Here is a 23,986-nt window from a genome sequence, read left to right on the forward strand (position 1 = left end):
AAGAAGAAGCCGTTTCGGAAACAGGTATGGTGGTTGACGATACCATCTCTGTGGACAATGTTGCAGAAGAAGCCGGTTTTGAAACAAGTATGGTGGTTGATGCCCCGGCTCCGGCTTCCCTGCCTGCTGCCGTTGTGGCGGCCGACGGTGCCACTGTCGCGGTCAATGGTGCAGGACAAGGCAGGTCGGGAAAGGGTATGTCGGATGCCATGGGCGGGATTTCGACGGAGAAGAAATCACTGCTGAGATTGCTTAGCATGCGTAACTGGTCAAGATACTTGGGGTTGGGTTTGCAATCCGGAAGCAAGAGCGAGAACGGACGAGCGACAGGTTCACACACATCATCCAGCGGACAGGTAGTGCTGTTAAATGGCTTATTGTCAAGGTAGGTATTACAAACCTGGTAATGCTCACTGACGATACGGGCTGTCGCATCATCACTCAGGGCTTTGATCCTGCAATCAACCGCCGTGGTATCGGTAACTTTTGCACGCCTATACTCACGAACCTGCCCTGCCTCAATACCAGCATTTGCCCAAGTGCCGTTCGTTGTGACATTACTTTTCACTGCCAGGGTGTTGGCAGCGGTTGCACTCCTTCTAACGTATCCTGTGCCGATAGCTGCATGGGCCTCAGCACCAAAAGTTTCAACCTCGCAATTCACCGCTGTGCTCCATTCAACGGTGCCACCGTCAAAGGCTGTTCCGGCTCCGATGCCTGCCGCTCCATCGTCATCTCTGGTTTCGACCGTGCAGTCCAACGCTGTGGTGTATGCCACGACGCTGTTAAGACCTTTAATAGATCCCGCTCCGATACCGGCATTGGCCCCCATATCAGATTTGCCAGAATTGAAGGTTCTGACATTGCAGCTCACTGCCGTCGTGCCGTTAACAGTGCCATCAGCAACATTTCCCGCGCCAATGCCCGCATCGGCATTTTCCTTGAATGTTTTGACGTGACAATTGTCTGCCACGGTATTAGTAACAGTAGTACCCTTCTTAACCTTCCCACCCCCGATACCCGCGCTGGCATCGCTACCGGTTGCTGTAACATTGCAGTTCACCGCTGTGGTGCCAGTCACGGTGCCACCTTCAAACCATCCCCCGCCGATACCCGCATAGCCACGATAACCAGAAGTTGCCACCGTGCAGTTCAGTGCCCTGGTGTTGGTAACTTTTCCACGGGAAATTTTTCCCGCTCCAACAGCGGCATTTGCACCCTTGCCCACTGTTTCAACCTGGCAGAGAACCGCTCTCGTGTCGGCAACAGTTCCATCTGCAAGATCGCCTGAGCCAATACCAGCGCTCCCACCCAGTTTACCGGAGGTTTTGACTATGGAGTTCAGTGCCCTGGTGTTGGTAACATTTCCTCCGGCCCAAACATGCCCCGCTCCAATAGCGGCATAAGCCTGTATGCCGCTGGTTGTAACGTTGCAATCAATCGCTGTCGTGTTAGCAACAGTGCCAGCATAAACTTGCCCTGCCCCGATACCCGCGTTTCCATAAGCTTCGTCGGTCATGATGTCACAGTTCACGGCCGTGGTGTCAGCAACGGTTCCGCCATCGACCACCCATCCTGCACCGACACCGGCACTGGCAAACCCGGCTGAAGTTTGAACCGTGCAATTCACCGCCATGGTGTTGACAACCTTTCCCTTTTTTTCGGCAATGCCTGCAACAACCCCCCCATGGGCGTGAATACCCGAAGTACTTACATGAGCATTTTCAACCCGGATATTACTGATCATGGCATTTTCAGAAACTTTACAGGCCACCACTGCGGCCGGGCCTGTGGACGTTATATTAGCATTAGTAAAGCGCAGGCGATCGACACGGCCTTTACCGGCCAGTTTTTTTATCAGGCAATGTCTGAGATTACTGATGGTACCATTTTCGCCATGGAAGATGCCGGTAAACGGATGGGTCTCATTACCGATGGATTGCAATTGGCTACCATCAATACACGGAACAGTTTGCCGGTAATCGCAAATGCGTGGATAGCTCTTGTTACGGCCAATCATGCCCAGGGTTTCGGCATCTGCCACCGGAATCGGTTCGCTGTCACAGGCGGCCGATGGTGCAGGACAAGGCAAGTCGGAAAAGGGGATGGCGGATGCCATGGGCAGGGTTTCGACGGAGAAGAAATCACTGCTGAAATTGCGTAGCATGTCTAACTGGTCAAGATACTCTTGCCTGGGTTGGCAATCCGGGAGCAAGAGCGAGAGCGGATGAGCGACAGGTTTACACACATCATCCAGATCCAGCGGACAGACACCAGGACTGTTAAATACCCTATCGTTAACCATATCGATAAGAGAGGTATTACAAACCCGGGTATGATTACTGACGATATCCGCCTTTGCCTCAAGACCCAGGGCTTCGATCCTGCAATTAACCGCCGTGGTATCGGTAACGGTATTACCGTTAGTCTCATTAACCCGCCCTGCCCCAATACCAGCATATGCCCGAGTGCCGTTCGTTGCGACATTACTGTTCACTGCCAGGGTGTTGGCAGCGGTTGCACTCTTTTCAAGCTCTCCTATGCCGATAGCTGCATTGGCAATATCACCGGCAGTTGTAACATTGCAATTTACCGCTGTGCTCCAGGCAACGGTGCCACCATCATAGGCAATTGCAGCTCCGATGCCTGCACGTCCCAAATAATTTTTGGTTTTGACCGTGCAGCTCAACGCTGTGGTGCGTTCAACGAGGCTGCGACCTTTAATAGATCCCGCTCCAACAGCGGCATTTGCACTCTGGCCCTCTGTTTCAACGTGGCAGTCAACCGCTGTCGTGTCGGCAACAGTTCCATTTTCAACAACGCCTGAGCCAATACCGGCGCTCCCAAATATATAGGAGGTTTTGACTGTGGAGTTCAGTGCCTTGGTGTAGGTAACGATTCCTCTGCGCAAATGTCCAGCTCCAATAGCGGCATAAGCCTCATCGCCCCCGGTTTCAACGCGGCAATCAACCGCTGTCGTGTTAGCAACAGTGCCATCAATAACGCGGCCAGCCCCGATACCTGCGTCTGCTCTATAATTTTCGGTTGTGATGTTACAGTTCACTACCTTAGTGTCAGCAACGGTTCCGCCATCGACCTTTCCTGCACCGACACCGGCATTGGCACGCCAGCCTGAAGTTCGAACCTTGCAATTCACTGCCCTGGTGTCAGCAAAGGTTCCGTGATCAACCATTCCTGCACCGACACCGGCATGGGCAGACTCGCCTGAAGTTAGAACCGTGCAATTCACCGCCATGGTGTTGTCAACCTTTCCTTTGGCAATGCCTGCTACAACTCCCCCATGGGCAAGCTTGCCTGAAGTTCGAACCGTGCAATTCACCGCCATGGTGTTGTCAACCTTTCCTTTGGCAATGCCTGCTACAACTCCCCCATGGGCTTTAGGGCCCGAAGTACTTACATGAGCATTTTCAACCCGGATATTACTGATCGTGGCATTTTCAGAAATTTCACAGGCCACCACTGCGGTCGGACACGTGGACGTTATATTGGCATTAGTCAAGCGCAGGAGATCGACACGGCCTTCACCGGCCAGGGTTTTTATCAGACAATGTCTGAGATTACCGATGGTACCATTTTCGCCATGGAAGATGCCGGTAAACGGATGGGTCTCATTACCGATGGATTGCAATTGGCTACCATCAATACACGGAACAGTTTGCCGGTAAGTGCCAGTGAGTGGATAGTTCGGGTCACGGCCAATCTTGCCCAGGGTTGTGGCATTCGCCACTGGAATTGACGAGTCGCTGTCACGGGTGGCCGATGCTGCCAGGCCGACAGCAGCAAGGCCGGACAGCGCACCCAGCACCGCCGCCGCATTGGGCAGATGACCAGACCCGGGCGCTGTGCTTGTCGGTTTACGATGCTGCTGCGATGAGTTCTGTTGTGTGTCTTTTATTTTATCGTTGTCGTTTTCCTGGGTTCCGTCCCGCGTTAAAAACGGTACTACCCCTGACTCCCTGGATACATCCAAACTGCCCCATCGTCCCTGTGGCTCTGTAGACGGTATTGTTGTAAGTCGGGAGTCGCTGGCAGTGCCGCCTCTGGGCACGGTCGGTGGCTGTATCAACATTACTGCCTCATCAATACTTCGAACGCTTTTTCTCAAAAACATCCTGTGTCGTGTAAATCAGCGAATAAGATATAAACACCAATATTTATTTGCTGATTCAAATTCTCTGTGAACAACATAGCTCAGAATGCTTAAAGACGTTATGCCTATGTTCAAAAAGTCACATAAAGTACGACGTTGGTCACATACTGATGTGCAGGATTTTCAGAGTCAGAAAATCCTCAGGAGAAGTTCAAAGACCCGGCGGAGTGCCACTACTGCCCGGTGAGAATTTCAAGCAAGCGGAGTACAGTAAGTAGTTAACTGGTTTTCTGCTATGAATTCTTTAATGTCTACACGGTTTCAATGCCAGGGAGATATTTAAACGGTCATTCAGTTTACCTGCCCCGACCTTTTTTCTGCCGGGATGATGGACTCTTTGATGTTCTGGAATGGCGATTATCCCACTGACCGCCCCGGGCTTTCTGGAAATCACCCTGCGATTGTACCCGCTGGCCAGATCTTCTCTGCCCCTTGTTTTCCTCTTCCGGAATCAATTGATGCTTACCGGAACCAATCAGGTCGGAACGATTCATATCCCGCAGGGCCTGACGCAGGAATGGCCAGTTTTTCGCATCATGGTAACGGAGAAAGGCCTTTTGCAAACGACGCTGATCCAATGTTCTTGGCGTATACAAACGGGGGCTTTTATAGCTGACCCGCTTCAACGGATTCTTTTGGGCATGATACATGGCCGTGGCCAGCGACATGGGTGATGGATAAAATGTCTGCACCTGATCCACACGGAACTTGTTTTTCTTCAGCCATAAAGAAAGGTTCAGCATATCTTCATCTTCACAGCCGGGGTGAGCGGCAATAAAGTAAGGAATCAGATACTGCTTTTTACCTGCCTTTTGCGAGAAGTGTTCAAACATCTTTTTAAAGGCGTCATAGGTGCCCATCCCCGGCTTCATCATCAGATCGAGGGTGCCTTTTTCCGTATGTTCCGGGGCAATCTTTAAATAGCCACCGACATGGTGCGTCACCAGCTCTTCCACATATTCCGGATCTTCCACCGCCAGGTCATAACGCAGGCCAGAGGCAATGGCAATTTTCCTGATACCCGGCAGGGCACGGGCTTTCCGATAAAGCTCTGTGGTCTTCTTATGGGAGGTTTTCAGGTTTTTACAAATCCCCGGAAAGACACAGGAAAGTCGACGACAACTGGCCTGAATCTTGTCATCCTTGCAATTGAGATAGTACATATTGGCGGTTGGACCACCCAGGTCGGATATCTGCCCGGTAAAGCCCGGTACTTTTTCCCGAATATCTTCCAGTTCGGCAATCACCGATTCATGGGAGCGACTCTGGATAATACGGCCTTCATGCTCAGTAATGGAGCAGAAAGAACACCCTCCAAAGCAGCCACGCATGATATTGACCGAGGTTTTGATCATCTCGTAGGCCGGAATATTGGCATTGCCATAAGACGGGTGTGGACGACGCTGGTAAAACAGGCCAAACACACCGTCAATCTCAGGGGTGGCCAGGGGGATGGGTGGCGGGTTCACCCAGAGTTCACGGCTGCCGTGCTTCTGTACCAGCACCCGGGCATTATGGGGGTTGGATTCCTGGTGCAGTACCCGGGAAGCATGGGCATAAAGCACCGGGTCTTTGCGCACCTTGTCAAAGGATGGCAACCGTATGCAGGTGGATGCCGGGTCCAGCGGCTGATTGCGATGCAGAGGCATGGGGATTATGCGTACCGGCTGCACGTCATTATCACCCGCTGACTCCGACGAGCTGCCGGTTTTGCTATCACAAACCGTCTCTTCAACCTCAGCATAAGGACTGAGGCCATAAGCTTCTTCCAGGGACTGAATGTCCCGGGGCCAGTCAATCCGTGATGAATCAATCTCGGTCCAGCCGGAAGGCACCGCCGGTTTGATCACCACGGTGCCCCGGATATCATCAATCTCCCGAATGGTCATGCCTTTTGCCAATCGATCCGCCACTTCGGCCAGCGCCCGCTCGGCATTACCATAAAGCAGAATATCAGCGGTGGCATCGATCAATACGGAACGACGCACTTCATCACTCCAGTAATCATACTGGGCTATACGACGCAAACTGGCTTCAATACCACCAAGCACCACCGGAACATCACTGTATGCTTCCTTACAGCGCTGGCTATAGACGATCACCGACCGGTCCGGTCGCTTGCCGGGCTCTGCGTTCGGCGTATAGGCATCGTCATTACGCACTTTCAGGTCGGCGGTGTAGCGGTTAATCATGGAGTCCATGTTGCCGCCAGTCACACCGAAAAACAGGTTCGGCTTGCCCAGCCGTTTGAAATCTTCCGGGTTGCTCCAGTCCGGCTGCGCAATAATCCCAACCCGAAAACCCTGGGATTCCAGGAAACGGCCAATCACTGCCATACCAAAGCTGGGGTGGTCCACATAAGCGTCGCCGGTCACAATAATAATGTCGCAGGAATCCCAGCCAAGCGCATCCATCTCTTTACGGGACATGGGCAACCAGGGCGACGTACCATAGCATTCAGCCCAGTACTTGGGATAGGAGAAAAGGTCCGGTGCGGTTTTCGGTATGGGCATGGATTCTTGGGAGCTGTGATGAAAAACCGGCTATTTTCACAGAAATCGTCCGTCAGTCCTACCCCGGTATTTAAATCAGCAACTACCAAATAGCGAAAGGTTAATAAGACAAACCGACCCATTGCCATAAAAAACCGTCAATACAAAGAAGACTACTGCCCTTTATGCTCTCCCTTCACCTGCTCTCGCAACGCTCTCTTTAATACTTTACCCGTGGCACTGAGCGGGAATTCCTGAAAAATTCGTACATAGCGCGGGTATTTGTAGTCCCCAAGCTGTTGCCGTGCCCAGGTCTTCACCAATTCCGGCGACAGCTCACAACCTTCGTGCAGGATCAGGCACGCCATAATCTCTTCAACGTAATAATCATCAGGTACCCCGATGACTGCCGCCTGCATAATATCGGGATGAGCCAGCAACACCTCCTCAACCTCACGGGGGTAAACATTAAAACCACCACGTATAATCAGGTCTTTCTTCCGATCTACTATGTAGTAGTTACCCGCTTCATCACGGCGGGCAATATCGCCGGTGCGAAACCAGCCATCTTGCAACACCGCTGCCGTCTGTTCCGGTTTGTTAAAGTACCCTTTCATCACGTTGTGGCCGCGAATGACCAGCTCACCATCCTGACCAAAGGGCAGATCGTTTCCCTCATCGTCAACCACTTTCAGTGCCACACCAGGGATTGGTCGTCCAATAGAGCCGGGAATGCGTGCCTGATCCAGAGTATTGAAACAGACGACCGGCGACGTCTCCGAGAGACCATAACCTTCAAGCAGGGTGACGTTGAAATTGCCCTCAAATGCCTGCAAAACATCCACAGGCATAGGGCCACCACCACTGACACACAACCGCAACGTATCGGTAATGGCCTGTCGTTCACCGGCAGACAACTCCGCCTGCGCACCATTCAGGGCAATATACATGGTGGGTACACCAGCGAAATAGCTGATCTGCTCCTGCGCCAGCAGCTTCAGGGTTGTCAATGCCTCGAAACGAACCATCAACACCATGGTGGATGCTGATGCCACGGCATGGAGCATATGGGCCGTCTGGGCAAAACTATGGAACAACGGCAAAACCACCAGATGACTATCATTCACACCGGTCATCAATAAGGCCGAACAGATAAGTGCATTCATCGACAGGTTATAGTGAGTGAGCTCAGCACCTTTTGGCCGTCCGGTGGTGCCGGACGTGTAGAGAATGGCGGCAGTATCTTCCGGGGCCCTGTCCTGCGGGTCGGCCATTGAGCCGCCGGATAGCAATGCAGATAGCGTGGACTCACCTCGCCACTCATCCTGGTTCAGGTCTGCGGTAATAACAAAAAAGTGTTCACAGCTGCTCACCCGTTGACAGGCTTCAAGCCCAAACTGTCCCAATGGCAGTTCATCCGAACCTTGAAAACACAGATAGGCGACGGCCTGACTGTCGGTAAGATGATAGGCGATCTCTTTTGGCTTTAGCAGAATATTCAATGGCACCACAACCGCACCGGCACTGAGAATACCGTAATAAACCATCATGAATTGGGGAATATTCGGGCAACTGACCGCCACCCGGTCACCGGGCCGGATACCTGTTTGCTGCAACCCCTGACCAATAGTGGCTGCCGTATCTTTTAATACCTGATAACTGATACGCCGTTCACCCGCAACAATGGCGGTTTTATCGGGATAAACAGCAGCGCTCCGGAACAGGAAATCAGCAAGATTGGGCATGAAACCAGCACCCCAGGGAAATAAAATGGACTCCCCAGAACATAGACACCTACCGGTGAAAGCTCAAACTGGCACTTTAAAACAGACTGGTCTGTGAGGTGATGATGTTGTCAAAATCCATATTAACAAACGGCAGGAAGGTAAAGGTTATCTGAGCATGGAGCAGTAAGTAGTTAACCAACTACTTAACGCTTCAGCCTGCTGAAAAGCAGACATTGGCAGAAAAAAGACGGCCAGCTCGTTATCTATCACCAGACATACCGGTTGCCCATCGGTCACTACCCAGAAGACCATTTTCGTCTGATCACGCCGGTCTGAACTCTGCAGACTTAAAAGAAACCCTTTTTGCCCTGATGCCATTGTGAAGATTGTGGAAAATGAAGATAGTGCTATCTTACCTTGATTCAGTGAGAAAGGTCAGATGGCTATCAGCAATCAGGTGCTCCCTTTACAGTCGCCGGTCATGGATAAGCCCACAGATGGCTTATTGCCAACCTTATTCATTCCCCCGGAGCAATATTTGAACTCGTTGCAGGGGGTTCAGGTTGAGGAAGCCTGGATTGGCAGTAATTAGCAATTGAACGGGAAAATCGTACCGTGGGATTTCTTTCGATGTCTATTAACATCTCTTGCAACGCTGTAACTGGTGATTTAGCCACAGTACTGGTGATTACATACCTCTCACAAATTAATTTATATTCCTTATTCTCACCAATCCCATGCCAGGGCAATGAAACACTTTGCTGCTGATCCCCCACGGCCCGTGAAACCGCTCTTGACGGCATCATATTTTGAGCGCTGTTTCTTAGACTATCCGACAAACATCGCCTTTTAATACTCGTTCTTTTATTTTGAAACCATAATCGAACCTCCTCTTCTGTCATATCCAGCTCTGCGGCCAGAAAAGCTCGTTCCTGGAGTGTGACATAAGCACTGCGTTGAAATACCTTATCAAGTTGTTTAGCTTTCCATTCAGGCACATATAATCGTTTTCTGGGTACTGCAAGTGCCGTGCTTGCCTGCTGGGGATGTGATTCACTCGTATCAGCTTTGCTTGTTATCTTCCCTGAAGGAACTGATTGGCAACTTCCTGCCAGATCATCCTCTGTTCTGGTGGAAATAACGGCCCGGTCAGAAGGCACGGGACCAGAACTCATACCTGGCCCAGCCAGTCCCTGATGCCTATTGTGATAAGGGGGAAGAGCTGATGCCATGGCAGGCTGGTCAAACAGGGAAATATTCCTTGACACATTACCAATACAGGCAACCCCCATGCCAAATCTATCCGGCGGAAAAAAGTCCCTTGCCTGTGACGTCCAGGGTAATAATCCATCCACAGAACAAACTGGTTCTTGCCCGGAATAAACTGGCTCAGTATCCCGATGGGCTGCAGCAAACCTGCCGCAGAAAGTCACATTTCCAGGTTTTGGTTCAGAGGCTGAACGAGGGTGTTCATTTTCAGATGCGCGAACTGCGCCAGGCAACGGTGTGCAAGATTGGTCGGGGGAAAGCAATGCAGGGTCCATGAAATCAGCCAGTTAGTTATAGGTAAAAGACACAAGAATCAAAAAATCCAGTCAACAGGTAGAAGTTATTCTGTAAAGCCTGTTGACGTTTAGTTGCCAGCTTATGTTTCAGTTGAGGTGGAAGAATCTGACTCATCTTCGGCATCCGTTAATTCAATCCTTGGAGAAGTTGCAGGAAGTCCGGGCCCGGGACTACCGGATGGACTGTAGTGAGCAGCTGAAAGAGGAGATTGTGCCTGAGGAGTATCTTTGAGATTCGCTGAAATTATCTGCAACGCTTCAGCTGATGATTGAGCCATAGCCGTGCTGATTACTTTACTCTCGCGCAGTAATGCATATCTATGCTGAGCACCAACTTCCTGCCGTGATACTGAAGAAACTGGCTGCTTCGTCGAAAGGGCCCGGGAAGCAGCTGCTTTCGACGCCCTGACAGATCGAGCGCTTTTGCTTTTTATGACCGAAGAGGTCTGCTTTTTGATGGCCGATCTTTTATTCTGAAACCATGTTTGCACCTGTGATTCTTTTACACCCAACTTTAAAGCCAATGTACCCTTTTGAAACGTTGTTAAATACTTGTTGCGTTGAAAAGCAGTATTAAGTTTCTGAAGCTGCCAATCCTGAAACGTGGTCCGCAATCTAGGTGCATGAAACTCAGGTTCTGCTGGCTGTGCATCCATTTCGCTCGTATCAGCTTTGCTCTTTATCGTAGCAGCTTTGCTCTTTATCGTATCAGCAGAAACTGACGGACCAGGCTCCCCACCCACACCCACTACCCGGGTGGAAGTAGCAGTCCGATAAGGTGGCCGGTAAACAGAGCTCATATCAAATCCTGCCTGTTCTCCCAGGCGATAATGGTCAAGCGCCGGGGCCATGGCATAATGAGGATACAGGGACAAATTCCTTGGTATATTATCGACACTTGAAACTCCGCAACCAAACATGTACGGAGGGGAAAGCTCCCTTACCTGTGACACCATGGGAATTAAACTATCCACGCAATGGAATGGCTGCACATCAGTAGTTCGTGCTATGGAAAACCTGCCATAAACTGCCGCATTTCTGGCTTCCGGTACACTGGCAGTACGAGTGCCGACAGCTCCGGATGAGTTAACTACATTAGACAACATGTCAGGTGATTTTTTAGAGAACGCTGCTGGGTCCATAACATCAGCCAATTTGCTGTAGGTAAGACCATACTAGACGCGTGCGTCAAAAAATCTAATGAACTGTAATTTTTTTTGTATTCAAGGTGACACTGTGCTGACTAAAATCCATTCACAAGGACTGGTACACGCTGTTCGCTGTGGATGTGAAATCAATTTTCCTGACCAGTAAATACTTTGTCCCATCCATGATTGCCAACGGCGGTGGTACTATCGTCAATACCGCTTCGGTGTCTGGACTAAACGGTGACTACAACATGGCCGCTTATAATGCGGCAAAAGGAGCGGTGGTCAATCTGACCAGGGCAATGGCCCTGGATTATGGCAAGTACAATATTCGGGTGAATAATGTCTGCCCTTCTGCCTGTGCAACACCGATGTTTCTGGCAAACCCGGCCGATGTCGTCAATCAGTTCAACCAGATGGGACGCATCTGCACCCCGCAAGAGGTGGCCGAGGCCATGTACTTCCTCGCCTCCGATGCGTCCCGCTCCTGCAATGGCGTTAACTTGCCGGTGTCAGGCGGTCTCGAACTGCATACCGGCCAACCGGTGCAATAACCCATGACAAATGTTCAAACCTGTTCAGGTGCTTGCTCGGCCGGTTTTTTTGAAGTTATGACTCTGTTATAAACTTTTGTTATTGTTTCGGAGCTACTGGTAGCTAAACAGCCGACACATACCCCAGTAAGTATGGTTGCAGGATAGCTAACGCCCCAATAGATTGCACACAACCAGCCAACAAATGCTCCACAGCCGGTATTGGCAAAGCAGTTACCGGCCTTTTTGACACGGCTTTCACTTACTTTTTGCAGAATGTGTTGGCTTGTTGGAACGGGTTGACTTGTTATAACGGGTTGACTTGTTGTATCGGGTTGGCTTGTTGGAACGGATTGTTTGGCTATTGTAATGTTCATATCAATATAACCTTTATATGCAATTGAAATAATTTTTTTATAATCCAAAGAAACATAGACCATTACTGATCAATCATGAAAATATTGAGTTGCTATTGCCTCACACCATGCATAGCTGGCTATAGGGTCTATTCTCTTTGAGCATGAATTGTACTGTCTGACATGATCTGACAAAAAGAAACAACGATGCAGGCTGTTTCTTCCAAAGGAGTGCTGCCAATAAGTCTTCATACCAATCTTGCCGGAAGATTGCGCAACACCAATTTACCTAAGTCCCACGGCCTGTTGCCAGTTTTTGAAGCCGTTGTTAACTCAATCCAGTCCCTTGAAGAAGCCAACCGGTGAACAACCGGCCAGATTACCCTTGAGATTATCCGTAACCCTCAGCAGCAGATGCACCCTGCGAAAGAAGCTGAGCAGGAAATCATTAAAAGCTACAGATAATGGTGTTGGCTTTAACGACGCCAATATAGCATCGTTCGAAACTCTGGATTCTGACCATAAAATCGATAAAGGCTGTCGGGGCATTGGTCGCCTGCTGTGGTTGAAAGCGTTTGATATCGCTAAGTGAAAGATAGCTCTGAAACCATCTCCCTCAGTACTATTTTCCACCAGTGCAAGGGGAATTGGCGTATTCTTGTATCGGATGCCGTTCTTGTTGAAACCGTCTGGACATTAGCAGGCCGAAAATATCAGCTGAAAAAAAAGAGATAGTGAAAACAATCTTGCACTTATTCCATGAACCGTCCATTGTTTTTGAAAACGGTCCGGTTGTATGGAAAGCTCTCAATACCTACAAAAAAGCCAAAGACATCAAAGGAAAAGAAGCTGGTTTCGCTGATGCTCTGATCGTATGCAAATCCAGATATATCATCGAGAAAATGAATGAAGAATTTGCCGGGGTATACTCCCTCGATAAGGCCGCTCAACAGTTTGACGATGTGAAAAAGCCCTGAAATACATAACCGTGGGAAACAAGGTTGGCCAATCAAAATAGGGTTGTTTATTTGTCGTCGAAATGAATATTGTTATCCCTGGATTTCCCGAGTTTTCTGCGTTACATAAAAAAGACCTCGGTTATACAACACGTGGAGTATTGTTACCGAGGTCTGTTTGGTCAAAAACTAAAGTTTTATGCCACCTAATCAAAGCACCGACAAATCAAGCCGCTTTCTGCTGCTGTGGCTCTGGCGTCCGGATCAGGTAATCAAAGGCACCCAACGCCGCATTTGCACCACCACCCATGGCAATAATGATCTGTTTGTAAGGTGCGGTGGTGACATCACCGGCGGCAAACACGCCGGGCAGAGAAGTCTCCCCCTGGGCACCGGTGATAATCTCACCACGCGGGCTTAACTCCAGGGTGCCCTTGAGGAACTCGGCGTTGGGAACCAGACCGATCTGGACAAAGATACCCGACAACTCAATTGTATTGCTGTTATCCGTTGCCCGGTCGGTGTAACGCAGCCCGGTCACTTGCTCACCATCGCCCAGCACTTCAGTGGTCAGTGCTTCAGTAATGATATCGATATTACCCATGGAGCGGGCCTTGCGTTGCAGCACTTCGTCTGCTCTCAGTTTGCTGTCGAACTCCAGAACGGTGACATGTTCAACAATACCTGCCAGATCGATTGCTGCTTCAATACCGGAGTTACCACCACCAATGACGGCGACTTTTTTCCCTTTGAACAGCGGGCCATCACAGTGTGGGCAATAGGCGACGCCTTTACCCCGATATTCCTGCTCACCAGGCACGTTCATTTCCCGCCAGCGGGCACCGGTAGCGATAACCAGTGAGCGACTGTGCAATGTTGCCCCACTTTCCAGCTCAACCTGCATCAGATCACCGGCCTGCTCCGCCGCCACAATCCGGCTGGCACGCTGTTGAGTCATGATATCCACATCATAGTCGCGGACATGTTCTTCCAGGCTTGCGGCCAGTTTAGGGCCTTCCGTCGCCTTAACGGAGATAAAGTTTTCAATACCAACAGTATCCATCACCTGACCACCGAAACGGTCCGCCACAATACCGGTACGAATGCCTTTTCGGGCACTGTAGATGGCAGCAGAGGCACCGGCAGGGCCACCGCCAACCACCAGCACATCAAACGGTGCTTTTTCCGAGATCGCTTCTGCCTGACGCCGGGCAGCCCCGGTATCCAGTTTGTTCAGGATTTCCTGCACAGATATACGTCCCTGGGCAAACAGTTCACCGTTCAGGTAAACCGAGGGTACGGCCATGATTTTCCGTTCGTCCACTTCGTTCGGGAACAAAGCACCATCGATCATCACATTGGTGATGCTGGGATTCAGGGCTGACATGATGTTCAGCGCCTGCACCACATCCGGGCAGTTCTGACAGCTGAGGGAAACGTAAGTTTCAAAGCGGTAGTTACCTTCCAGTGCTTTTACCTGCTCTGCCACAGAATCATCCACCTTAATGGGGTGACCACCACTGTGCAGCAGCGCCAGTACCAGGGAAGTAAACTCATGGCCCATGGGCAGGCCGGCAAAGCGAATTTCACTGCCCGTTGCCGCCGAGCGAACCAGCATCGAGGGTTTGCGCTCATTGCTGTTGTCTGCTTTGGTGACAGATACCTTGTCAGACAGGCTGGCAATGTCGTTGGCCAGGGAGGCCATTTCCGCTGACTTACCGCTGTCGTCCAGAAATACCATAAGTTCAACGGCTGTTTTCAGGTTTTGCAGGTAACTCTGTAACTGGGCTTTCATATTTGTGTCGAGCATGGTCGCCCCCCTGTTTATGATAAAAACGGTTTCTTACTGTATTCGATCAGGCTAGTTCTGACCGGGCTTCTCAGACAAGCCTCTGTAAAGCTGACCAGGAATATTGAACGGTTTACTCACTATTCCTGGTCAGCCTTTGAGCCTGCCCGAACAGGTCGGGCAGGTTATCAGCGGTAATCTATTACTTAGATCTTGCCAACCAGGTCCAGGGACGGTGCCAGAGTCTCTTCACCTGGCTGCCATGCGGCCGGGCAAACTTCGCCGTCATGCTCAGCGACGTACTGGGCAGCCTGTACCTTACGCACCAGGTCTTTGGCTGAGCGGCCGATGCCCAGGTCGTTGGTTTCGATGGCCTTGATTTCACCTTCAGGATTGATTACAAAGGTGCCACGCAGTGCCAGGCCGTCTTCTTCAATCATCACACCGAAGTTGCGGGTGATGGTGCCGGTTGGATCGCCGATCATCGGGAACTGGATTTTCTTGATGGTTTCAGAGCTGTCATGCCATGCCTTATGGGTGAAGTGGGTATCCGTTGACACGGAGTACACTTCGACGCCCAGGGACTGTAGTTTCTCATAATGGTCAGCCAGATCGCCCAGTTCGGTTGGGCAGACAAAGGTGAAGTCAGCCGGGTAAAAGAAGACCACTGACCACTTGCCCAGCAGGCTCTGTTCGGTCACATCGATAAACTCGCCTTTGTGGAAAGCAGTGGCTTTGAATGGCTTGATCACAGTGTTAATCAGAGATTGAGTCATTTGATTTTCCTTTTCGCTTCTCTTGGAGAGTGTTTTCTGGTTTAGGTTTGCCTTTCACGTGATAAAGATTACGACCAAACCATCGAACATCAAAATTAATTAAAAGAATACCTCTAATAGATTTACTTAATTGACAGAGTTTCGGTTTCCCGAACATAAAAGCGACAACAGGAACGGTTTATGGAAGTCACGGTAGTATCATCCGCAATACTGATCACACTGGGCATAGTGGCAGGCATCATCAACACACTGGCGGGAGGCGGTTCCAACCTGACGCTGCCAGCCCTGATGGTCATGGGCATGCCCGCTGATATTGCCAATGCCAGCAACCGGGTGGGCATTTTCCTGCAGAGCCTGACCGGTGCCCTGGGCTTCAGGCAACATAACCGTCTGGAGACTGGAGAGATTCTGCCCATGATGATCCCTACCCTGGCGGGAGGCCTGGCGGGAGCAGTGACCGCGTCTTACAGCCCGGAGTGGGTATTAAAGCCCATGCTGCTGGGAGCCATGGTCACCATGAGCCTGATTATGGTGCTGCGGCCAGCCATGATTGTTCCGCCAGAAGGCACTGTGCCATTGAAAGTGGCAGACTCACCAAAATCCTGGATTGGGCTGACTATAGCCGGATTCTATGGCGGCTTTGTGCAGGCAGGTGTCGGCTTTATTTTGCTGGCGGCGGTATGTGGCGTTCTCCGTTACGACCTGGTGCGTGGCAATGCCCTGAAACTGGTCTGCACCCTGGCTTTTACGGTAGTGGCCTTGGTCGTCTTTATTGCCCGTGACCAGGTGGCCTGGATTCCGGCACTGGTTCTGTCCATCGGTTATATCATTGGCGCACACCTTTCCGTAAAATTTGCCATTAAGGCCAAACCAGACACACTGAAAAAGCTGCTGCTGGTAATGACCGTTTGCGGGTGTTTTGCGGCGTTATTCTTTTAACGAGAAGGTTTTTTAACGGGAACAGATAATTAAAAAGCCGGCGTACTGTAACGGATCAGAAGCAAGTTTTTAACCGTAATGCAACCTTCAGTATCCCAGAATACATAGGGGTAGTGGGGATCATCAGCCTCGTATCTAAGCAGAGAAGCAAAATGGGGGCCTAAGGAAGGAAGCTTTCCCTGATTATAAGCCCCCATATCGACGGATACGACAAGGGGATCCTCCTTATGCCTGACGACGCCGTTTACATTTTTGTCCTCAGCCAACAGCGATAGCAATGGTTCCAGTGCATGGTGCAATTGTTGCCGAATTGCGCTAATGCGCAACGTCCGGAAATCGTATTTCCCATATAAATCCAGGATATGGTTTCTCCGTACCATATCTGACTGAGGATCATAAGCATCCTCTTCTCTTATATCCGGAAGTGAAATATTTGCACTCGTGGACGGCCTGGAAGCTGAAGTAGTCAACAGGCGGATTCTCCTGCAAAGCTCTTCAGCAGGGGTAACAGAACGGCAAACTATTGGCTCGTCACTGGGGGTTTCCAACTTTGCTTCAACAACACCATCTGAGCCAGGTATTAACGACGATGTACCTGAACATTCCTCTGAGGAATCATTGATTATATGACCTGAAAAAGACGTACCAGCATTTTTTTCAGCCCTTGAAGATGCCTGTTTGCCACTGGCAATCTCACTATTGGACGGGAGTGACTGCGCCGCCGGGGTGAGCTGAAGTGAAGCAGGTGTATTCGTTAGCACTCGTACCCCCCATGGGATTTCTTTTGTTGGTTTATCACATCAACAAAGTAGTCAACAAATTCACCATGCGCAGAAAAAATAATGCCCGACGACGGCCGGGCATTTCTTTTACGATCACTTTTACAGGGTCAGACAAGACCCTTTGGTTTTAGAAGCGTTTGGTTACCGATGCGCTGAATACGTGGGCGGTGTTGTTGTATTCGCCTTTCAGGTTCAGGGTTCCTGCGGGACTCCCATTAGATTGATAGTTTTTCTCATCAATCTCTACTTTGGATCCGAACATATATCCATAAGCAGCATCTACCGTCCAGTCATTGCCCAACTCATACTTGGCACCAAGTGTCAGCCAGTTACGATCACTATCAGGAATCCGAGCTGTTCTGAACTCATCTTTAACTGGACTTTGATCAAATGCATAACCTGCTTTTAAGGTGAGATTATCATCATATTTATAGCTACCGCCAACAGCGAACGCCCACACATTTTTCCAGTTTTCAGGCACATATGTTATTACTGTTGCATCTGAAGGATCAACTCCAGAAACAGGGCCAGTTCCTTGATCAGAACTAATGACCAGCTTGTCAAACTGGCTCCATCGAGTCCATGTTGCTCCGGCCATTACTGTCCACCGGTCATCCAGCTCGTGGGTAGCACTGAACTCCAGGGTCTCTGGCAAGGTTATGTCTAGCTTGGCTTTCTCCGTTGCACTACCTCCTAAAGCATTCCAGATAGAACCAGTTCCAGTAGCATCTCCTTTTAGCTTCAGCTTAATACTTGATCTATAGCTAACACCCAGGGATGTTGACTCTTGTGGCTGCCAAATCGCACCAATATTCCAGCCATAAGCCACATCATCACCTTTGATCACAACATTATCAGTGGGTGTAAGAGGGTTAACAAAGCGGCTGAGTTCTCCTTCTCCATAGGTAGCGAAAACACCTAAACCCAAAGATAGCTGATCAGAAAACTTATAGGCGACTGTTGGATGGAAATTAACGATAGTAACTTGAGTTTCATCGGCAAAATATTTCCCTGCCCAGTCGTCATCATAATCTGTGGACGAACCAAATGGCGCATATATACCGAAGCCAAACGAGAGCTGATCATCCACAGGCATGGAGAAATAGCCAAATGGGATCACAGAAGTATTCAAAAACTCATCGTTACTACTGCTATTAGGTCCTAAAGGAGTGGTACCTGTACCCTTAAAATCACCTTTTGGCACAACCACACCGCCACCCACAGTCACCTGCCGCTGTTCCAGCAAAGCAATACCCGCAGGGTTAGCCGCCAAAATGGACGCATCTTGCGCATTAGAACCCCGCCCCGCATAAGCAGTACCAGCAGCAGCCGCTGAAGATTCATTCAGGGCAAAACCAGCTGCACCAGCCTGCATGGCCAGTGTCAGTGTCGACAGGGCAAAGAGGGATTGATTGATTTTTTTCATTAGTACTTCCCTTCAGGCACAACTCAAGGTGCATTTTTATTATTGTGCGAATGTCGTGTGACTTTTCGTTAGCGGATATTAATACATTTGTTACAGTTTGAAAAGTAATGAACCACCAACAAGTAACTTCCCAATAAAAACACCCCCCATAAAAAACCTACCCACTGCCCACTGCCAACTTTTTCATGTTTCAGCCAAAACCCCTCCCCCAACCCGAGGCACCAACAACAACCTGGCCAAAGCAGGCAACAACCAAATAGCCCCGACCATATTCCAGACAAACATAAAGGTCAGCAAAATCCCCATATCCGCCTGAAATTTCAGCGGCGAGAAGATCCAGGTACCCACCCCAATGGCCAGTGTCACCCCGGTAAAGGTGACAGCTTTACCGGTTATTTTCAGCGTTGCGTAATAGGCTTCTTCCAGAGACATACCCTGCCTCATAAAACTCTCTAAACGACTGTAGATATATATTCCATAATCCACGCCAATCCCCACACCCAAGGCAATAACCGGCAGGGTCGCCACTTTTACACCGATCCCCAGGTAAGACATCAGCGCCTGACAGAGCACCGAAGTCAGCCCCAGTGGAATAATAATGCAGAGCACCGCTTTCACTGAACGGAAGGTAATCAGGCAGAGAATACTGACCACCACATACACCCAGAACAGCATTTTATTCTGCGCCTGGGCAATAATCTCATTGATGGCCGCTTCTACTCCGGCATTACCGCTGGCCATCACAAACTGGAACTCTTCGGTGTTATTGATAGCAGCAAACGCTTGAGTCGCCTGAACCACCCGCTCCAGTGTTTCAGCCTTGTGATCATCCAGGAACAGGATAATCGGCGCACTGGAACAGTCGGCATTAAACAGTGCAGCCGCATTCCCCACCGAGTTGTTCAGCACATAAGGGTTACGGGAGAGGCTTTGCCATTTCAGACTTCCTTCATTCAGCCCTTTAATCACCTGCTTGGACACGGTGACCAGCGAGAGCGCAGACTGAACCCCCGGCACATTCTCCATATGCCACATATATCGGTCGATGGCATCCATCACCGGATAACGGCTACAACCTTCGGGCTGAGTTTCCAGATAGGTGATGAACAGATCGGCACTGGTGGCGTAATGGCTATTAATAAACAGGTTATCCAGGTTGTAACGGGAGTCCGGATGAAACTCCGGGGCACCGGGGTCAAGATCACCAATTTTCAGGTCAGTTGCCTGGTAAGCACCCGCAGCAAAGCCCAGCAGGGCAATCAGAATAGACACCGGCATCACCTTCGGGCTGGCCAGTTTGGCGACCACTTGCCAGACCCGGGACTCCTGCTGCTGGCTTTTTCTGGCATGGTCAACGGAGCGTTTGCTGACTGTGATAAACGACATCAGCACAGGCAGCAGAACCAGGTTGGTTAAAATGATGGTCGCAACCCCGATACTGGCAGTAATCGCCAGATCCTGAATCACCTGAATATCAATCACCAGCAGGGTAAGGAATTGTCCCGAAATAATTTCCACATTTTGAACTCGATCTCCGTTCATCCTGAGGCTTGTCGAAGGGTGATTGGCACAATACAAGAGGCCGAAGCTCACGCCCTTAGACAGGCTCAGGACGAACGTAGTCTTGAAACTCAGAAATGTGGAAATTATTTCAGGACAGCACCTGAACCGGCACCTTATTCAGGAAGCCGGCTTACAACGAAACATCAGAGGCTCTTGGTGACCACTTCATAAACATCAGAAGAAAGGCCGGGCGTTGCTTTAATTCTCTCCAGTGCCTTACGCATACGTTTACGGCAGCCAGGCTCAAATTTACGCCAGCGGGTTAAAGGCGTCATCAGCCGTGCAGCAATCTGCGGGTTTTTCTTATCAAGATCCAGCAGCTGATCCGTCAGAAACTCATACCCCAGGCCATCCACACGGTGAAACTGCTTCATATTGCCGGCAAAACCACCCAGCACAGAACGCAGCTTGTTAGGACTGGTGGCATCAAAAATCTCATGCTGCATCAGTGCCAGAATATGTTCCAGGGTTCCCAGTGATGGGCTGGCGGCCTGTACCGACAGCCACTGGTCCATGACATTGGTATCGTCCTGATAACGTTCCAGGAAATCCGCCAGCACTTCCTCAATCAGCTCCCGATCCTGACAGCCCGCATTAACGATACTGGCCAGTGCCGCAAAACGATCGGTCATATTGGACGCGCCGTGATACTGCTGCTCCGCCAGCGCCAACATGCCTTTATCATCCAGACTGGTCAGATAGGACAGACTGATATTTTTCAATGTGCGTTCAGCAATATCTTCCGCCTCAGGTCGGTAAGGCTTATTGATGCTTAAAGAGCGCCACAGAGTTTCCAGCGACTCACGGTGCGCAGATGCAATCGCATTCTTGACAGTCAGGCGTGCCTGATGAATAAACTGCGGGTAAACCTCAATCGCCTGTTCCGCCAGGGACGCTTCTGATGGCAATGACAGCATCTCGGCTTTTACCGCCAGATCCAGCGACTCATCGGTGATAATCGTCCCAAACGCCTTGATCAGGCTTTCATCCGGGCTGCACTCCCTGCCCTGTTCCAGGGCCGCCACCATCTCATCAATCACACCACTGGCCAGGCGCTGGCTGGCATCCCAGCGGTTAAAGTGATCGCTGTCGTTTTCCATCAGGAACAGCAGGTCATCACGGGAGTAGTCATACCGGACCCGCACCGGCGCAGAGAACCCTCTTAATATAGAAGGCAGTGGGCGCTCTTCAATATTTTCAAAGGTGAAGGTTTCCTTGTCCTGTTTGACATCCAGTACCTGATCGGTGTCTCCGGCGTTATTAAGCGGCAGATCCTCACCTTCTCCGTCCAGCAGGCCAATACGTACCGGAATATGGAACGGCAGCTTTTCCTTCTGCCCCGGTGTCGCAGGACAGGATTGCTCAATGGTCAGGCGGTACTGCCTGTTCTCTTCATCGTATTCATCACTGACCTTAAGTACTGGCGTACCTGCCTGGCTGTACCAACGGCGGAACTGGCCCAGGTCGCGGCCAGAAGCATCTTCCATGGCTTTGACAAAATCTTCGCAGGTCACGGCCTGACCATCATGGCGGGCAAAGTAAAGATCTGACCCTTTGCGGAAATCCTCTGGCCCGAGAATGCCATGGATCATCCGTACGACTTCCGCCCCTTTTTCATAAACGGTGACGGTGTAGAAATTGGCAATCTCAATAAACGACTCAGGTCTTACCGGATGCGCCATTGGCCCGGCATCTTCGGCAAACTGGGCGGTACGGAGAATATTGACATCCTCAATTCGTTTTACCCCACGGGAGTTCATATCCGCAGAAAATTCCGAATCCCGGAACACGGTAAAACCTTCTTTCAGGCTCAGCTGAAACCAATCCCGGCAGGTGACCCGGTTACCGGACCAGTTGTGGAAATACTCGTGGGCAACAATCGCTTCAACCCGCTGGAAGCGGGCATCTGTCGCCGTTTCCGGGCTGGCCAGCACACAGGCTGAATTAAAGATATTCAGCCCTTTGTTTTCCATGGCCCCCATATTGAAATGATCAACGGCGACGATCATGAAAATATCCAGATCGTATTCACGACCATAGACCTGTTCATCCCACTTCATGGATTTCTGCAGAGAGATCATGGCATGATCGCACTGGTCAATATTGTGCGCTTCGGTAAACAGCCTCAGCGTCACCTCACGGCCACTCATGGTGGTAAAGTGATCTTCCACATACTGCAAATTACCCGCGACCAGGGCAAACAGGTAGCTTGGCTTTTTGAAGGGGTCTTCCCAGGTGACAAAGTGCCTGCCATGGTCCAGTTCGCCACGTTCAATATCATTACCATTGGAGAGAAGCACCGGATACGCTGCCTTGTCGGCGGTGATTCGGGTGATAAACCGGGACATCACATCGGGACGGTCCAGGTAGTAGGTAATCTTGCGAAAACCTTCTGCCTCGCACTGGGTACAAAACATACCATTGGATTTATAGAGCCCTTCCAGGGAGGTGTTTTCCTGGGGCTTGATGCGGCAGACGGTTTTTAAAGTGAACGCTTCTGTGGGTGAGGCAATCCTGAGAAAACCATCCGCTTCCCTGAAGTCCGTGAATGGCTGGTCATCAATTTCAAGAGAAAGAAGTTCAAGGTTATCCCCCACCAGTACCAGCTCAGGAAGCTTGTTCTGCGGAGCGTTTTCAGCAGTGCTGGCTGAGGGATTATCAGGATTACGACGAATACTCAGCACTGAGGTAACCATCGCATGGTCTTCAAAGAGATCAAAGGTCAGGTTGGTCTGATCAATCCAGTAGTCAGGTGCCTGATAATCTTTCAGGTAAATCGCTTTTGGTTGCGAGTCTTTCATCTTGTCCATCCTGTTGTCTTTTTCATAAGCGTTTGCACAGGGACTGTGATTAATTTACAGCCACGCTCACCTCATAGGCGGTATGTTTACGAATATTGACCACACCATTATCAAAAATCAGATACTGTCCCTTGATACCCAATAGCGTGCCTTCAATCAGCGGCTCCTTGTCAAAGGATCGGGATGTCACTTTGGCGGGGTATTCAATAACCGGGTAATCAATATTCAGTACGGCAGAAGAGTCGATATCTACTGACTTTACACCTGCCAAAGGTTGTATCGCCTGAATGCCAAATTGCTCCTGCAATGCGGTAATCCGACTATTGTTCATGTCCAACAGTTCCCTGGCGGTATCCTGCAGGTCCAGAGGGTCAGCGGGTCCCTTCAGCATAGCCCGCCAGTTGGTCCGGTCATTGATAAATTCCTTGAAAATCACTTCCAGCAGCCCCGATTGCTGACGGGTCGCCACGCGAATAAATGGCATGGCCTGCGTGGCACCCTGGTCAATCCAGCGGGTTGGCACCTGGGTTGCCCGGGTAATGCCAACCTTCAGACCGGATGAGTTGGCCAGATAGACGACATGATCTGTCATACAGAATGTCTCTCCCCAGGCGGGATCACGACAGGTACCCTGATGATAATGGCATTTTTCCGGACTCATAATGCAGCTGTCACATTGGGGCAGCTTTTTAAAACAGGGATAGCAGAACCCCTGGTTAAAACTCTTTTTGGTTTTCCGGCCACAGTGGCAGCAATGAATTTCCCCCTGGTACTGCATGGACAACTTTTGCCCCAGCAGCTCATTTAATGGCAGCAATTGATCGCCAACGGGCAGTTGGTAGGTAACCTGGCTCTTGCTGTTGTCAGTCCCGGTCAACAGGTCTGAATGCATTTTGCTGAGCGATCCGGTGATGGTACTTTCGGACACAGTTGTACTCTTGTGTAGGGTAAGAACGGCCCTG

Annotated in this window: 18 protein-coding genes; 5 read left to right on the forward strand and 13 right to left on the reverse strand. The window is 50.3% G+C overall.

The genetic code is table 11. The features are described from left to right. The 5 genes from CX664_RS14680 to CX664_RS26455 all read right to left on the reverse strand — a co-directional run. Positions 1 to 4,090 (reverse strand): M26 family metallopeptidase (locus tag CX664_RS14680; protein ID WP_180966503.1); only part of this gene is annotated, 4,090 nt, incomplete at its 3' end. Positions 4,091 to 4,467: 377 nt separating this feature from the next. After that, positions 4,468 to 6,684 carry a YgiQ family radical SAM protein gene (locus tag CX664_RS14685; RefSeq protein WP_101747459.1) on the reverse strand — a complete coding sequence of 739 codons (2,217 nt, stop codon included), beginning with the start codon at positions 6,682 to 6,684 and terminating at the stop codon, positions 4,468 to 4,470. Between the two features lie 152 nt (positions 6,685 to 6,836). Next, a complete protein-coding gene (locus CX664_RS14690; protein ID WP_101747460.1) occupies positions 6,837 to 8,408 on the reverse strand; it encodes a long-chain-fatty-acid--CoA ligase in 1,572 nt (523 codons plus the stop codon). 500 nt (positions 8,409 to 8,908) lie between these two features. Beyond that, positions 8,909 to 9,565: a homeobox domain-containing protein gene (locus tag CX664_RS26450; protein WP_180966504.1), complete on the reverse strand. Its 657-nt coding sequence runs from the start codon at positions 9,563 to 9,565 to the stop codon at positions 8,909 to 8,911. Between the two features lie 470 nt (positions 9,566 to 10,035). Then, on the reverse strand, positions 10,036 to 10,698 hold the full coding sequence (locus CX664_RS26455; protein WP_180966505.1) for a homeobox domain-containing protein: 663 nt from the start codon (positions 10,696 to 10,698) through the stop codon (positions 10,036 to 10,038). Between the two features lie 539 nt (positions 10,699 to 11,237). On the opposite strand from CX664_RS26455, the gene CX664_RS14710 reads away from it, so the two are divergent. Then, positions 11,238 to 11,657: an SDR family NAD(P)-dependent oxidoreductase gene (locus CX664_RS14710; RefSeq protein WP_219622206.1), complete on the forward strand. Its 420-nt coding sequence runs from the start codon at positions 11,238 to 11,240 to the stop codon at positions 11,655 to 11,657. Positions 11,658 to 11,671: 14 nt separating this feature from the next. Here CX664_RS14710 and CX664_RS14715 read toward each other — a convergent pair whose 3' ends face one another. Beyond that, positions 11,672 to 12,076, reverse strand: coding sequence for a hypothetical protein (locus CX664_RS14715; RefSeq protein ID WP_101747464.1), 405 nt, complete (start codon positions 12,074 to 12,076; stop codon positions 11,672 to 11,674). Between the two features lie 123 nt (positions 12,077 to 12,199). Here CX664_RS14715 and CX664_RS26460 point away from each other — a divergent pair, with 123 nt between their 5' ends. From CX664_RS26460 to CX664_RS14725, 3 genes are all read left to right on the forward strand, one after another. Next, positions 12,200 to 12,358: a hypothetical protein gene (locus tag CX664_RS26460; protein WP_180966506.1), complete on the forward strand. Its 159-nt coding sequence runs from the start codon at positions 12,200 to 12,202 to the stop codon at positions 12,356 to 12,358. Then, positions 12,339 to 12,584, forward strand: a complete 246-nt coding sequence (locus CX664_RS14720) for a hypothetical protein (protein ID WP_146000032.1) — start codon at positions 12,339 to 12,341, stop codon at positions 12,582 to 12,584. The genes CX664_RS26460 and CX664_RS14720 overlap by 20 nt, the downstream gene beginning before the upstream one ends. 142 nt (positions 12,585 to 12,726) lie before the next feature. Then, complete coding sequence (locus CX664_RS14725) at positions 12,727 to 12,969, forward strand: PIN domain-containing protein (RefSeq protein ID WP_101747466.1); 243 nt, start codon at positions 12,727 to 12,729, stop codon at positions 12,967 to 12,969. Positions 12,970 to 13,174: 205 nt separating this feature from the next. On the opposite strand, the gene ahpF is transcribed toward CX664_RS14725, so the two are convergent. Together ahpF and ahpC are read right to left on the reverse strand one after the other, a co-directional pair. Next, the gene (gene ahpF, locus CX664_RS14730; RefSeq protein ID WP_101747467.1) at positions 13,175 to 14,758 is read right to left on the reverse strand and encodes an alkyl hydroperoxide reductase subunit F; all 1,584 of its coding nucleotides are present in this window, start codon (positions 14,756 to 14,758) and stop codon (positions 13,175 to 13,177) included. A gap of 185 nt (positions 14,759 to 14,943) precedes the next feature. Next, positions 14,944 to 15,513 (reverse strand): alkyl hydroperoxide reductase subunit C, encoded by a 570-nt coding sequence (gene ahpC / locus CX664_RS14735; protein ID WP_101747468.1) that lies wholly within the window; start codon positions 15,511 to 15,513, stop codon positions 14,944 to 14,946. A 180-nt stretch (positions 15,514 to 15,693) separates the two neighbouring features. Between ahpC and CX664_RS14740 the strand changes: the two genes are divergently transcribed. Continuing rightward, the gene (locus CX664_RS14740; RefSeq protein WP_101747469.1) at positions 15,694 to 16,452 is read left to right on the forward strand and encodes a sulfite exporter TauE/SafE family protein; all 759 of its coding nucleotides are present in this window, start codon (positions 15,694 to 15,696) and stop codon (positions 16,450 to 16,452) included. A 29-nt stretch (positions 16,453 to 16,481) separates the two neighbouring features. Here the strand turns inward: CX664_RS14740 and CX664_RS14745 are convergent, their stop codons facing one another. The 5 genes from CX664_RS14745 to CX664_RS14765 all read right to left on the reverse strand — a co-directional run bounded on the left by CX664_RS14745 (position 16,482) and on the right by CX664_RS14765 (position 23,952). Further along, positions 16,482 to 17,213: a hypothetical protein gene (locus tag CX664_RS14745; protein ID WP_101747470.1), complete on the reverse strand. Its 732-nt coding sequence runs from the start codon at positions 17,211 to 17,213 to the stop codon at positions 16,482 to 16,484. A 148-nt stretch (positions 17,214 to 17,361) separates the two neighbouring features. Further along, positions 17,362 to 18,660 carry an OmpP1/FadL family transporter gene (locus CX664_RS14750; protein ID WP_101747471.1) on the reverse strand — a complete coding sequence of 433 codons (1,299 nt, stop codon included), beginning with the start codon at positions 18,658 to 18,660 and terminating at the stop codon, positions 17,362 to 17,364. Between the two features lie 183 nt (positions 18,661 to 18,843). Then, a complete protein-coding gene (locus tag CX664_RS14755) occupies positions 18,844 to 20,178 on the reverse strand; it encodes an efflux RND transporter permease subunit (protein WP_241693371.1) in 1,335 nt (444 codons plus the stop codon). A gap of 188 nt (positions 20,179 to 20,366) precedes the next feature. Next, positions 20,367 to 23,024 carry an aminopeptidase N gene (pepN, locus tag CX664_RS14760; protein ID WP_180966507.1) on the reverse strand — a complete coding sequence of 886 codons (2,658 nt, stop codon included), beginning with the start codon at positions 23,022 to 23,024 and terminating at the stop codon, positions 20,367 to 20,369. Between the two features lie 49 nt (positions 23,025 to 23,073). Further along, the gene (locus CX664_RS14765; RefSeq protein WP_338063478.1) at positions 23,074 to 23,952 is read right to left on the reverse strand and encodes a DUF2797 domain-containing protein; all 879 of its coding nucleotides are present in this window, start codon (positions 23,950 to 23,952) and stop codon (positions 23,074 to 23,076) included. Positions 23,953 to 23,986 lie beyond the last annotated feature (34 nt).

It is taken from the genome of Endozoicomonas acroporae (genome assembly GCF_002864045.1).
Taxonomy (GTDB): domain Bacteria; phylum Pseudomonadota; class Gammaproteobacteria; order Pseudomonadales; family Endozoicomonadaceae; genus Endozoicomonas; species Endozoicomonas acroporae.

What these genes read in the sequence shown, in the direction of transcription:
- pepN (WP_180966507.1), bottom strand. Translation starts at nt 23,024, where the DNA reads ATGAAAGACTCGCAACCAAAAGCGATTTACCTGAAAGATTATCAGGCA.
- ahpF (WP_101747467.1), bottom strand. Translation starts at nt 14,758, where the DNA reads ATGCTCGACACAAATATGAAAGCCCAGTTACAGAGTTACCTGCAAAAC.
- CX664_RS14685 (WP_101747459.1), bottom strand. Translation starts at nt 6,684, where the DNA reads ATGCCCATACCGAAAACCGCACCGGACCTTTTCTCCTATCCCAAGTAC.
- CX664_RS14750 (WP_101747471.1), bottom strand. Translation starts at nt 18,660, where the DNA reads ATGAAAAAAATCAATCAATCCCTCTTTGCCCTGTCGACACTGACACTG.
- CX664_RS14715 (WP_101747464.1), bottom strand. Translation starts at nt 12,076, where the DNA reads ATGGTCTATGTTTCTTTGGATTATAAAAAAATTATTTCAATTGCATAT.
- CX664_RS14690 (WP_101747460.1), bottom strand. Translation starts at nt 8,408, where the DNA reads ATGCCCAATCTTGCTGATTTCCTGTTCCGGAGCGCTGCTGTTTATCCC.
- ahpC (WP_101747468.1), bottom strand. Translation starts at nt 15,513, where the DNA reads ATGACTCAATCTCTGATTAACACTGTGATCAAGCCATTCAAAGCCACT.
- CX664_RS26450 (WP_180966504.1), bottom strand. Translation starts at nt 9,565, where the DNA reads ATGAGTTCTGGTCCCGTGCCTTCTGACCGGGCCGTTATTTCCACCAGA.
- CX664_RS14740 (WP_101747469.1), top strand. Translation starts at nt 15,694, where the DNA reads ATGGAAGTCACGGTAGTATCATCCGCAATACTGATCACACTGGGCATA.
- CX664_RS26460 (WP_180966506.1), top strand. Translation starts at nt 12,200, where the DNA reads ATGCAGGCTGTTTCTTCCAAAGGAGTGCTGCCAATAAGTCTTCATACC.